At 34.9% G+C, this 14,036-nt stretch carries 12 protein-coding genes; 1 reads left to right on the top strand and 11 read right to left on the bottom strand.

All coding sequences use genetic code 11. The features are described from left to right. The first annotated feature begins 173 nt into the window (after positions 1-173). On the top strand, positions 174-1,739 hold the full coding sequence (locus DXB15_RS10345) for an FUSC family protein (protein WP_118702905.1): 1,566 nt from the start codon (positions 174-176) through the stop codon (positions 1,737-1,739). Between the two features lie 100 nt (positions 1,740-1,839). Here the strand turns inward: DXB15_RS10345 and DXB15_RS10350 are convergent, their stop codons facing one another. The 11 genes from DXB15_RS10350 to essC all read right to left on the bottom strand — a co-directional run bounded on the left by DXB15_RS10350 (position 1,840) and on the right by essC (position 14,036). Next, positions 1,840-2,562, bottom strand: a complete 723-nt coding sequence (locus tag DXB15_RS10350) for an amino acid kinase family protein (protein ID WP_109216248.1) — start codon at positions 2,560-2,562, stop codon at positions 1,840-1,842. Positions 2,563-2,675: 113 nt separating this feature from the next. Beyond that, a complete protein-coding gene (locus DXB15_RS10355) occupies positions 2,676-4,352 on the bottom strand; it encodes an AAA family ATPase (RefSeq protein ID WP_118702906.1) in 1,677 nt (558 codons plus the stop codon). A gap of 134 nt (positions 4,353-4,486) precedes the next feature. Continuing rightward, entirely contained in the window at positions 4,487-4,963 is a 477-nt protein-coding gene (locus tag DXB15_RS10360; RefSeq protein ID WP_147404798.1) for a hypothetical protein, read from the bottom strand. A 5-nt stretch (positions 4,964-4,968) separates the two neighbouring features. Next, entirely contained in the window at positions 4,969-5,421 is a 453-nt protein-coding gene (locus tag DXB15_RS10365) for a hypothetical protein (protein ID WP_109216251.1), read from the bottom strand. Between the two features lie 11 nt (positions 5,422-5,432). Beyond that, on the bottom strand, positions 5,433-5,852 hold the full coding sequence (locus DXB15_RS10370; RefSeq protein ID WP_109216252.1) for a DUF5082 domain-containing protein: 420 nt from the start codon (positions 5,850-5,852) through the stop codon (positions 5,433-5,435). A gap of 32 nt (positions 5,853-5,884) precedes the next feature. Then, positions 5,885-6,190, bottom strand: a complete 306-nt coding sequence (locus DXB15_RS10375; RefSeq protein WP_109216253.1) for a DUF3592 domain-containing protein — start codon at positions 6,188-6,190, stop codon at positions 5,885-5,887. Positions 6,191-6,202: 12 nt separating this feature from the next. Next, the gene (locus tag DXB15_RS10380) at positions 6,203-7,630 is read right to left on the bottom strand and encodes a T7SS effector LXG polymorphic toxin (RefSeq protein WP_118702908.1); all 1,428 of its coding nucleotides are present in this window, start codon (positions 7,628-7,630) and stop codon (positions 6,203-6,205) included. Between the two features lie 24 nt (positions 7,631-7,654). Further along, complete coding sequence (locus DXB15_RS10385) at positions 7,655-7,957, bottom strand: hypothetical protein (RefSeq protein WP_118702909.1); 303 nt, start codon at positions 7,955-7,957, stop codon at positions 7,655-7,657. Between the two features lie 5 nt (positions 7,958-7,962). Then, a complete protein-coding gene (locus DXB15_RS10390) occupies positions 7,963-9,060 on the bottom strand; it encodes a hypothetical protein (protein WP_118702910.1) in 1,098 nt (365 codons plus the stop codon). 125 nt (positions 9,061-9,185) lie between these two features. Further along, positions 9,186-9,482, bottom strand: a complete 297-nt coding sequence (locus DXB15_RS10395) for a WXG100 family type VII secretion target (protein ID WP_118702911.1) — start codon at positions 9,480-9,482, stop codon at positions 9,186-9,188. Positions 9,483-9,542: 60 nt separating this feature from the next. Beyond that, complete coding sequence (essC, locus tag DXB15_RS10400) at positions 9,543-14,036, bottom strand: type VII secretion protein EssC (RefSeq protein ID WP_243115632.1); 4,494 nt, start codon at positions 14,034-14,036, stop codon at positions 9,543-9,545.

Below are 14,036 nucleotides of genomic sequence, written 5' to 3' on the forward strand. Positions count from 1 at the left end.
TGAGCTTTTTGGCGTTCTGTTTTTCATATCTCACACGATCTACCTGCCATCTTCCTCAAAAATCCAATATGCATACCACAAGAGCCTATTTGGTTTTTAGTTTACCACACTTCTCAAAAAATTTCCATTGACTTACTGTTTTTTTCTTCTTAAAATTGATATGAGGTGATTTTTTGAAACGTTCAGAAAAACAGAAAAACTTAATGCGTTCGGCGATCGCGCCAACCATTGTTGCTACAATTATATTTTTTATCACATATTTTTTCTTTGGCATGGAAAACACGATGATCGGTCCCTTTGCAACGCTCTCGTTCCTGCGCTATCGAAATATGTGCAATCATTACGAATGTCTAATCCGGAACTTTATCGTCTACATGATCATGGCAGTATTTTCCTTTCTTGCCGTCATCAACCTTCCGCTCTGCATTCTGATCAATGCGGCGGCACTGTTCTGGCTGGCTTATCTGCTGATCGACGAATACAATCCGAACAATTATTTTCCGGCAGGCATGGCCCTGATCTTTTTCCAGATTGCACCAGTGCATACCTTTTCAGCACTTGGAAATCGTTTACTTGCCCTGCTGGCAAGCTTCGCCATTGTATTTTTATTTTCCTGGCTTCTTTCCCGCAAGGAAAATACGCAAAAACGCTTAATTGGATTGATTCAGGAAGGCTTTGAGGTATGCAGACAGCTGCTAGACCTTACCGCCAAGGACGGCGACGCTTCCTCTTTTGCAGAAAATGTGAACGAACTGCTTCCGGTTCATAAAAAACTCTGTGAGATTAATCAGAAATGTAGTATGGAGATTTATTCCTCCAACCGCGCGGCACTGCGCCACAAAGGGAAAATCAACTGGTACTGCCGCTTTGTGCTTGTATTTCAGATCATCAACTATCTGACCAATCACCCGGAACAGGAAGGAAATCTGGCACGCGCAGAAGAAATTTATGCGAAATTTTATCCTCAGTTTCTGACCACAGAACCTACTGCGGACTACCGTAAGCTGACGTTTCGTGTACGCAAACCGGATATTCGAAATATGCGGCTTCGTTTTGCACTCCGTCAGGTGATCATACTGACACCATGTCTGGTGATTTCCTACGTGTGGCAGAGCAATAATATTTACTGGCTTGTAATTTCCGTCTTTTTCATGATGATTCCATTTACGGAACATACCGTGCAGAGAGTTCGGCAGCGTGTACTTGGCACCATGGCAGGAATCGTGTTGTGCTTTGTATTTTTCACACTGTTTCCAGATTTCGGTTCCAGAGTTGTCATCATGACAGTGGCAAACTTTATGATCTATGCCGCCGACGGCTACGGTCCGATGGTTGCCTTTATCACCTGCTCGGCACTGGCACTTCAGTCCATAGACAGCAGTGTTCCCATTGTCCTGCTGCAGCGTCTGGTCTATACTCTTACAGGTGCGGGAATTGCTTTACTTGCCAATAAATATATTTTCCCGGTTCGTATCCGAAAGCAGATGCAGTATCTGTTCGAACTGTTGAAAAGCATCCGTACAAAACTGACAGAAGTGGATGCTCATACCACACCTGGAGAAGATATGCGGCGTCACCAGATTGATCAGCTGATCATCAAATCCTATCTGCTGTCCACCAGAGCAGAGAATCTGCAAGATTCACTGCCGGAAGAAAAGAAATTTCTGGATTTTGAAAACGACAGGAAACAGCATATGGCGTGGCTGGCGTCTTATCTGGTGAAATACTTGTTTGTGTAATAAAAAATTTAGGGTATTGAAAGGGTCTGAGTTTATTATATCTCCGCGGCTAACAATCGCTCGCTGAGAGAAAATAAACTCAGACCCTATAAACAAAATTTTACAATTCATGTTGATACAAGGTTTTTTCATCTTTGATCAGAACGGTTCCCGCTCCGTCAATACTGAAAAATTCGATTGGCAACACATGCTCAATTCTGCCATCCAGAATATGCGCACGGTTTACTCCCTGATTGACTGCATCAATACAATGCTGCAGATAATCCATGAAATCCGGTTGAAAATGACGCGTTTTCTTTAATTCTTCTACCTCATCTACCGTAATGCGCGGATATACGTCGCTACGTGTATCATCCGTATAAATACCCGGATATCTGGAAAGATAGATCAGCTTGTCTGCCTGCATCTTTACAGCCACTTCCAGAGCCGTATCCCGTGGATCAATATGTTCCATCTCATTATCAATATCATTTGGAACAATAACCGGAATATAATCATTTTTGATCATCATCTGAATTGTCTCAATATCTACTCCACAGATACCGATTGCTTTTGTGTCGTACAGCTCTAACAGTTTCGCAATACGTTTATTTTCACGGAATTTGTCTACTCCCATCTGGGTACGATGTACCACAATTGGAATCACACCGATACTTTTCAGTAATACAATATCCTTGATCATTTTCTTTTCTTCCACACCGGAAAGCCATTCGCCACAGTCATATTCTATCACGATTACTTTGTGAACAAAATCACGAATGTATGGCAATGCATCACACAGAACTGCCGCTTTATGCTCTATATTTTCTAAATAACGATCCATAACTTTACCTCATTTATCTTTTTCTGGTTACAACAACCTTTTTTATTATACGGCAATCCATTACAACTGGCAAGGTCTGATCCGGTATAGTAAATATCATGCATTGCTTCACCTTATTTTTTCTTCACAATGCAACGCTTCTTAAAGAAGGAAATTCCATAACAGAAAATATGATCGTACTCATCTTCAAATTCTAATGCATACATTCTGCTGTCAATCTGGCATAATGCCACAACACAATCTGCGTCCATCGCCTCCAGTTTTTTTGAATACTTCGCCTCAAATACGGCCACATTTCCATTCGCCGCATCATAAACCACTACATCACTACGACCTTCGCCATGTTCGCGGTTTGACTCCACCATATATCCAGCTCCGGCAAAAATTCCTGCCAGAAATGCATGATAAAAGTCCTCTCGATAATCATGATAGCTGATAGTTTTGCGCAATAATTTGTTCATTTCCTGTGTGATCGTATCCGAATCACCATTCCAAACAGCCTCAAACAACGCTTTGCGATTCCATGTCTTAGCACTTTCATCGAACCATTTTGCAATTGTTGTCTCAAAAATCTCCTGAATCTCTTTATTTGGTATCGTCAGTGCTGTATATTCGTCCGGAATCTGTATTTCCTGTGCATCTACTTTTTTCACACTGGTCAAATACCCTGTCAGATATAAAACGCTCCATAGATTTTCTTCTGAAGAATGCAGATAATCATACGTAAGATTCTCGTCGATTTGCTGCACAATATATCCACCGGAAAGCAATGTTTCCAGTTTTCTGGTAATTGATCCACCTGCAAAATCAATAAAGGAACGAATGATCGCATTATCACTGGTATTTTTCCAATATCCAGTCGGTTTTGCATCCGAATCCGCCTGAATATCTCGCAAATAATTCATCACGTCCCACGGACAATACACATCACAATCGCCAAAATGATATCCGTCATACCAGAATTTCATTTCCGAAGCATATTCTGTCGCATCCATATCTTTCAATAACTGTTCTACTTCAGACTGTGTAAAGCCAAAATATTCATTTAATTCAGACTGCGTGATCGTATCCGAAACCATATTGTTCGTCCCGGTAAAAATACTCTCTTTGGCAATTTTCAGACATCCGGTAATCACCGCAAATTTCAAAGATGAATTATCTTTTAATGCCGTACTCATAAATACTTTGATCAGTTCCAACATCTGATCATAATAGCCATGATTACTTGCTTTTGCAATCGGCACATCATATTCATCCAACAACAAAATGACCTGCTTCTGATAATAGGTCTGAAGCATACGCATTAACGTGCTGAGTGAACGGCTGATCTGTGCCTCACTCGCCTGTCCCGCCTTCAAAAGCGAAAATATTTCTTTGTCATCCGGATCAATCGCTTCACATTCTAATACATAAGTATATCGCTTATATAATTCTGAAATCTGTAACACAAACTGTTCATATGCTTTTTGATAAGATAAACCATCAATATCTTTCATGGAAAGGAAAATTACAGGCCATTGATTCATCCATTGCTGACACAAAACGGAATCATTCATAATATCCAGATTCGAAAAAAGCTCCTCACTGTCTCTGCGAATATCAAAAAAGCTGGACAACATACTCATGCCAAGTGTTTTTCCAAAACGCCGCGGGCGAGTGATCAGTGTCACTTCTGCCGGAGTCGGCTCGACAATTTTTCGAATAAGATCACTTTTATCCATGTAGTAATACTTGTTTTTTCGGATTTTTTCAAAATCGGAAATACCGACAGAGATATTAATTGTCTTCATGCCGAAAATCTCCTTTCCCACATATGTTTTTCTGTTTATATTTGTTATATATTATCATAACACGAAGGATAAAATGGGACAAGAAAAGAACATAGTGCTAATATGTTCTTTTCCCGAATACTCTTTCATTTTTCTTATTTATAACCTAATTCAGACACAATTTGTTTTGCTTCAGATTCATAATCATGGTACGCGGTCACATACAATACTGTATTCTCCTGCTTTATAACTTCACAATAATAATCTTCTGCACTTACCTGATAATCCGTATACTTCTTTTTATCTTCTTCTGTAATTGTCGCTGTATCCACATCCTCATAAATATTATTAATGTTTGAAACAGCATATTGATAAACCGTATCAGAAGCTTCTGGGCTATCCATAAAGTAATATTCAAATGAATATTTTTCCTTATCCAATGCAACATAGATATACTGATACGTAGAATCTGACGATGAAGACGTTTGATCTACTACCTCTAACCCTCTATCCTCCATATTTCTTTTAAACTCTTGTGCTGTCATTGTTTGAGAATTTGTCGTATTTCCACATCCACACACAAAAATTAGCAACAATACTACACTTACTACTTTTAAAATTTTCTTTTTCAACTTTTTTATTCATCCACATATGTAACACGTACGTCTGTGAATTCTACCTCCAATTCTGTTGACTTAAATATCTTGTTTTGATTTAACCCTCTTGTAGGAATGTTCAAATGTACAAGCATGCCCTCATTATTTTCAATTTTTCCCATGAAAGCCTCATCAAAATCTATTGTAGCTTTCGCAAATTGAACTGTATGTAGTATACAAGATTTCACTTTTATCACTCCATGTAATTCTCTAATTGCCTTTCCACAATTATTAATAATTACAAATACCGTATTGGTTCTTTTTCCAAAATCATCATAATTTCCCTGAATGCATACCAGAAAAACAGTCCTATTTTCTAATTCAATTTCTAAGCCATTAACATACTCTTGTACACTTTGCAATTCTTTTTTCACATCAAAATTTTTCAACTGACTCTGATGTGCTTCAACTAATTTTACTTTAATATTGTTCATATAATCTCACCTTAATTCGTCCAATTCTGAACTTTTGTTTTAACATAATTGTAGGATGATTCCAATGATCCCAAAGGTCCTAAACAACCGGAAGCCTTATTATTATATTCCGACTTTTTAGTATTAAGTGCATCTAAATTTGTATCGATTCTAGATATAACTGCATCATAAGAATTTCCCAACTCCTGAATAGATGGCTTATATGTATATGAAAATTTATTACCTTTGAAATCTGTATATGCCTTGTTATAAAAAGTCCTGATATCACTCTTATATTTTTTTAATGTCTTCTTATCTTGAAGCATACGGTCATAAATTTTCTGAATTTCAGCAGCCTGATCCAAATAGTTCTGTCGCTCATTCATTTTATCGCTAATCTTAGATGCAATATTTTTTAATTTTCTTTTTAAATCATCTAATGTTTCTTCCATTCTACTACTCCTTTGTTAAATACGACACCCTTTTACATCAGTGGAATTCCTGTATTATCCGGCAAAAAACTTCTTTTAGGCTTATTTGGATCATATAATACTCTTATCCTAGTGCCTATCTCAATAGAATCTAATGCAATTTTTGAATGAATTCCAACTGGAAGTGCTCCTAATTTATAAGTTGAAATTTTTTTATACTTAATCTGCTCCGTACAAGTGTAATTTATTCCATTGACAGCATATTGAACAGAAATAAACCATACATCTCCATTCCATCTCTTTTTTATAATTGTCCCTTCCTCTTCGCAAACACATTTTTTCTCATTAAATTTAAACATTATATTCTTTCTTTACCATGGCCACTTCATATATATTGTCGGTACTGTAATCTCGATATTTCTACCAAGTAAAAATTCTCCTTTTATTTTTAAAGTTGTAGCATTAATATCCGCAATATCTAAATCTATTGCTTTCTTACTCTCTGCATAAACTGCAAAGCTTCCTCCTGCATTTGCACTTGCTCGTACTTTCACTTTAAATAAATCATCTTTTTCATCCCCTGTTGCTGTTCCATCATATACTTTATAACTTAAAAAGTTAAATCCTCCTTCTATCCCTGCCGAAGCCAATGACGCCCCTGCATCAACCCCTATTGCAAACTGTCCATCATCCTCAAATTCAAATGCTGCATTTCCATTTGCATTTAAAACATCTGCATTTCCTTTTATATATCCGTTAAAATTATCTGTTCCTGCAACAACAGATCCATTAACTTTTATCACACCAGCTTCTGCTTTTACATGCGCACCAAAATACCCATCACCGGCACCTATTTTCAAATCTGTTTCCGCATAACCAACTTTAGCTTCCCCCTGCGCTTTAATATAATCCGTTAACTGCGCATATCCATTTAAATTTAATACAGAAGCCCTTGCTTTCATAAACGCCGTGTTATTTTCAACACCGCTCTCATAGGATGCATTTAGAAATGAATATCCTGCATACGCATATACATCAGAACATAATCCCGCAGCCCATTGGTCTTCTGAAACAGAAACAGCGCCTGCCTCATATTCAAAAGGATCTTCTGAAAGTAATAACGTTAATGTAGCATTAGTTTGTGTTGTGTACCAACTTTGGTTTGACAACGTTACTGCTTGATCCGGCATAAAATTTCCATCTTTATAGCACAATCCCATTGTTTGCGTAATCTGTGACTTTAACTCCTGAATTCGTGTTAACAATTCCTGAGCCGATACTACCGCATCTGCATCTACACTATACAAATCTGTTCTAATTTGCTGTAACATATTCGTTACCTGCCCATATGCATCATACACATCTGCGTATCCTACATCTACAATATTTATATACTGACTGGCTGCTCCCATAACAGAACTTATTTCGTTTTCCATTCCCTCATAAGTACTTTTTTTCCCGTCTAGATTGCTACCAACTTCATCTAATTGCGTCTCAAAAATTGTTCCATTTGACGCACTCTCAAATTGATAAAAGACTTCTGTAATTAATTGTAAAATCATGGTCATTTCAGACGAAATATCAAGTAAACCTTGTATTAAATTAACTGTTCCTTTAGAAAAATATGTTTTAAATGCATCTGCCGCACTTCCACGCATATAATTTGTAACCGTTAATTTATATGCCGCTTTATATTGTTCATATAAAGCATCCTGAACAGTACTTTCATATGTATGAATCGCATTATACATATCTAATAGTGATGTTGATTTTAATTTCAATGATCCCTGTGATGCCATTCTACATTATCCTTTCCTCTATGTCTAGTTTCCTGAAATTTTTGCAGACAAAATTTCTCCCAATGTTTTTGTTGCCATATCACTGTCTGTATTCATCCATTTTGCTTTTATCCGTTGTATTGAGTTACAATCCATCTCAGCAAATTCAGCAAAAGTTGTAATCAAATCATTCATTGCCGTAATACATTCTTCATACTTATCAATTGACTGTAAACTAATACCATTTTTTTCCAATGTATATTTCAGCGCAGAAACCGTTTCTGTTGTTGATTTAAATGAATCTACTTGCTTTTGAAAATCATTTGGTTTTAATATAAATTCCGCCATTTCTATTATCTCCTCATTATGATCTGTGCTTCAGATACCGTAGGTCTCATTTTAATTACATTTGTTACAAATTCATCATATTCTACAGTCGAAATAATATTTAAGAAATCGATAATTTGAACATTCTCAATTTTCAATTCAACAGCTAACATATTAAACCGCATAGGATCCATCTCCAACCATTGATTGATAACTCCTAGTACATGTTTCCTTGTTTGTTCAAACGCTTCTTCTTTTAACACATTCTTTAACATCATTTTCATTTTTATTACTTCTTCTGTTTGCATAATTATTGAACTGTCAAACGTGTCTATATGAAGAATTTTATTTTCTGCTAGAATTTTCTGAGATTGAAATAATAAATATATCATTCTGTCTAATACACTTATATTTGTTTCAAAGCCCAGAGACAAAATATCTACATTGACATTTTCTCGTGCTACTTCTAAAAGATGTGCATCATCTTTTAATCTTTGTTCACTCATCGTACCACCCAAAGTAGCCGTATGTTGATTTTCTGCAAAAATAGTATTTATTTGTTCCACTGCTTCACATGAAATATCTTGTAGTTTTCCATTAATATATAAGCAACAATTATCTGGAACAATTAATAATTTATTCTCATTTATAAAAGTTTCGTAATTAATCTTTTGCAAACCCTCTATTAAATCATATAATTTATATCCTTTGTTTGCATCCGAATATTCAAAAGCCTTATATAGTGCTCTAAATTCTCCATTTTTATAATTTTTTCTAAACTTCTCTATAGTATTTTTCTTACTAGTCTCAAATAATTCCGCATCTTTATCACTAGCAAAAATAGTTCTTATAAACCGTAAAAAATCTTCTTCAAAGGTCTCCTGTTTTGAAATATACGTTAAATGTGTTATCGTCCTGTCCACATTTACAACTAACTCTTGTCCCAAAATTAACTTCAAATAGTTTGTCAATATATTAGCAAAAGAAAGATTACTGATATATTCTTTCTTGCCATCTATAAGAAAATATCTAGTAGCTACTCCTACATTAATTCCTAATGTAATATATATTTTACTATCAGAGTAGTCATGATAATTATATTCAATGTCTTTATATTCTTTCATATACTCACCATTTTCTTATCCAATCTTCTGTATCATTTGAAACAAATGATACAGAAGATCAGTTATTCATGCTGTTAATATACCTCATTTAAATATTGCGATTTATTTTCAGCAAACACGGCATGTTACATTCCAAACTGTCTTGCAATCTCATTATCTGTGTTTTCAACTGCCTCTGCCGTTTTATCAAGAGCATTTGCAATATCATCAATTAAATCTTTTGCTGCTACAAAAGAAGGGCGAAGTTCGCCAAACTTTGCTGCATATGCTTCTGATGCAGCACCTTCCCATTCTGCCTGAAGACTTTCAAGTAATGAATCCATTTTTTCGATTACATTCTGAACATTTTCAGATTCAATCCGATATTCACTTGCTCTTCCTCTCATTGTTTCAGGTGTCATTCTAATCTGTCCTGATGCCATTTTTTTATCCTCCTTTTAAATATTATATATATAATTGCTCATGCAACTATACTCAAAGTATTACATTGATAATGGTGTTTTTATTTTACAACACTCATTTCCTGAAACATAGAACGCATCCCCTGTTTCAACCTTTTTCTTATTTTTTCGAACAATTGATAATGGAACATCTACAATTTTGCAATTCTCCAAATCGCCAAAAAACAATATATTTCTAGATTCTTTTACAAGTTTATATATTTCTGGCACACCATAGACAATTTGCATATTAGGAACATTTCCTAACACTACAAAAATATTTAACATCTTATATTTTCCTGTAATATTTTTGAATGCATTCAACGCAACTTTATCCGCGCTGATTGTCTGAAATAGATCTTCATTATTAATAATAAGCATTTTCCATGAATCATCTGTATCGTCCCCTGAAATTAATTGCTGATATCTATTTTTCAGATATATTTCAAGATTTACCAAAATATCTACACACTGTTCACCGGTCACATCATATACCAAACAATCATTTTGCATTGCTCCAAGTTTCTTCTTATAATTGTCAAACACAAATAAGTCTATATCTGTATGGGTTTTCTTCATAAAATGTGCTATATATCTTATGAAATTGGATTTTCCGGATTCTTCTACTCCACTAACAGCAAGCATATTATTCTTTTGTACTTCATATACAACAGGTTCCACTGTATCATAACTAATTCCCAGTATCTGTTTAAACTCGTTATACATTTCAACAAAATTATCATATACATACTCCGCTTTGAGTAGTGATGGGATTTCAGGAATTGCTTTTGCATGCATGCCCTGATACTTACAATTCATCTCATCCGTAAATTTCTGCATATTTTGAATTCGTTCAATCTCACGCTCACCTTCAAAAGCCAAAAATGTCTGAGACTCATATATTGTTTTATCAATTTCAACCAGGCCCCTTCCCGGGATTTCATCTGGTCTAATCCTACAAGATCCAAACATTGCAGAATATTCACTTGTTTCATTACAAAACAAACACATTCTTGTTGCAAAATTTGACATATACTTATATCCAAGACCACTTGACTGCGAATTTGCCAATACCACAGATATTCCTACCGACAATCCCTCACGGCATATGGTCATTAACATATCATTGTCTTGTAAATAAAGTTCTTTTAAAGCAGTAAAATTATCAATAAACAGTACTATCTGCGGCAAATCGCTATATCCAGCCTCTTTATATGAAGAAAAAGAACCAACACCAACGGACAATAAAATCTCTCTTCGATAATTAATCTGATCCGTTAAATACTTAAATAAATTTTTTAATTTTTCATCATCAGAAGGGCATACGACACCGCCTACATGAGCTAACTTCTCAAAGTTTTTCAAAACCATTGAAGCGAAATCTATAATATAGACATTTACATCTTTAGGCGAATAATTTTCTGCAATTCCACGTATTAATACTTCTAGCAAATTAGTTTTTCCATACTGAGACGTACCCACAATCATTGTGTTTACACTTCCAATATTGATTACTGCTTTGTTCTGGCACTGATGATCTGGATCATCATATATTCCAATAGAAATCTGCATATCCAAAATGTTGTTGCCACATCCATACTTAGCATTGTCAAATACAATTGTCTCATTTAAATCTGGCAGACAGATTTCCGGTAATTTTTCAATATGCATTTTTTCACAATAATCATGTACATAAGAAACGATTGCATCTAACTGAGTCCGTGCATTCGTCATTTTCTTTGGTCTCTGGCGATATACTAATTTTCTATTACCTTTAAAATCAACTTCATATATGTCAAAAGACTTCTGATTTCCCAATTCGCTTTTTTCCGGACTTCCAGAAAAACCTGATTGTAATAACTCAAATATTTCATTATTACCAACCTGCAAATAAGCTCGTCCCGGTTCTCTTATCTCAGCCGCTAATGGTGATTTTAATACTTCATTACTATCCTCTTGTGTCTGCACTTTTAAGCATAATTTAAATCTTGAATTGCTCCAGATCTGATCATTAACCTGACCTGCCGGTTTCTGAGTTGCTAAAATAAGATGAACTCCTAAACTACGTCCAATTCGTGCTGCGCTAATCAACTCCTTCATAAATTCTGGTTGCTCCGCTTTCAATTCAGCAAATTCATCAACTATAATAACCAGATGTGGAAGTGCTGTTTTTACTCTTCCTTCTTTGTATGCTTTAATATATTTATCAATATGATTAACCTCAGCCTCTGCAAATAAAGCTTGACGTTTTAACAATTCTGCCTTAATAGATTTTAAAGATCTGTCAATTGCCTTTCCATCAATATTTGTAATAGCTCCCATTAAATGTGGCAAGCCTTTAAACTGATTAACCATTCCTCCACCCTTAAAATCGATGATAACAAAACCAATCTCATATGGGTGAAATAATGTCGCTGCTCCCAATATATAGGTCTGAAGAATCTCACTTTTTCCTGAACCTGTAGTTCCAGATACTAAACCATGTGGACCATGAAATTTTTCATGCAAGTTTAGATATACAACATCATTTTTAACATTTACTCCTAACGGAACTGCCATTGTTTCATAAATTTTTGACTGCTTCCATCTACTTGTTAAATCAATATCTTTTACATCATATATACCAAGCAGCTCAAAAAGTGAAATACTCTTTCGTAATGCACCTTCCAAGCTTATTTCATCGCAATATACAGGTGCAATCAACTCTATCGCTTTCCGCATTTGTCCATCTGATACACTTGGATAAATAAATTCTTCTTTTTCTATTTTGTTGACAGAACTATATATCTCTGCTACATTGTCTGATTTAATTTCAATAATCTGAGAACAATGTTGAGGTAACAAAGTAACATTTGGTTCAAAAAACACAAAAACAGTATTTAATTCTGATGCCTTTTCTATAAATTTTGCGATTGGATGATTCTTTATTCCATTTTCTGCCATCACAAATACAACATTATATCCACTTTGTTCCTTTGTTTCGCTTCGTAATGTCAATTCTTTATAAAGGTTTTCAAAAATATTATTTTTACTTTCTACATCACATACAATTTTTCGTGCTCCAGTCCGGCTCTGCAAATGTGGAAGTAATTTAATCCAGTCATACTTCTCTTTTTTTTCATCAAGAAGCATATATATACTCAAATCTCCAGAATATTGTCTACTGATCAAGTCAATTAACATATTCTTCAGCATGGTATATAGCTCATCATCTTTACCAACAACACCAACAGCATTTGCATTTCTAAGCGATACTTTTATCGGAGCTCCTGCTATATCAGCATATTCTTGTGCCACTCTGGCCGGCATTACGCTCAATTCGTCCCCTGCTTCTAGCTTTTCCTGAAGTTTATAATCTATAATTCTCACTGCTCTTGTTTTTCCCTTACCAAGATAAACATCTAAAAAATCTTCATCCTCTGGAAGTCGATCAAACAATTGCGCTGAAAACGAACTTATATGTTCAATATCTTCTTCAATACTATAATATTGCTGCTGTAATCCTTCTAACTCCTTTTCTCTCGCCTCTTCAATCTCTTTTTTCTTCTTTTCTATATACGTTAAATATGTCTCCGTTCTTTCTGCGCAGTCTTTTTTATATTGTTTTTTCTTATCAAAAATACTAATTACAGATGTAACTACCCCCAAGCCCATGGAACAAATACTAAAAAGGACAAATGTTCCACCTGTTGTGCTAAGTACTCCTCTTAATACAACAACAAGGGCAAACATTGCGATCGCTGGCATAAGCGATGTGACAATATTTAAGTCCGGTTTAGCAGGTACTGCAGCCGGATCAAGAATTTTTATTGCCGTTTCGTCATTTTTTATCTTAATTCTCGTATTTCTGACAAATTTAGGATATTCCGTGGTTGCTATTCGATCATTATATTTCTTAATATTATTTGTTTGGATATTATCATGACAAAAATACACTTTATCATTTTTATAAAATCCAAAAAAATCTGCTATTGAAAAGAAGTCAAAATCTTTCAAAATGGCCGTTTTATTAATTTTCTTTCCGTTTACATTAACCCCCAGTTGAGATGTTTTTTCTGTTATCACAATCCCGTTTTTCGTTTTTTCAATATAAACAGCAGTACCTTTTCCATATTCACTTTCTAATTCAATTTCTGATCCTCTTGTATCACTAATTGTAATATGTGGTACTTCATCCATTTTGATATACCAATCATATCTCGGAATCTCAGCTTCAAAATCAATAAGAAAACGAACTTGAAATGCAAATTCCCCCGAATTTACATAACATATATTAACTACATCATCGTGTGACAACTCTGAAAATAATAATTTACGCGCATCGCCTCTGCTAATATACAAATTGTCACTACATAATATATTCCATCCATCTTTTTTCTGCAGACTAATTTCTATATCCTCAAAAAACAACTCTGAGTTTAATCGAAATTCACAATTTGATGTCGATCCTAATTTTACACGTTCTAACTCTGCCGGAATCTCAAATTCTTTATAGAATGTTTGATTACTTACTATTAATTTGTATTGAAAATCCAT

It is taken from the genome of Roseburia sp. OM02-15, assembly GCF_003481835.1.
Taxonomy (GTDB): domain Bacteria; phylum Bacillota; class Clostridia; order Lachnospirales; family Lachnospiraceae; genus Eubacterium_I; species Eubacterium_I ramulus_A.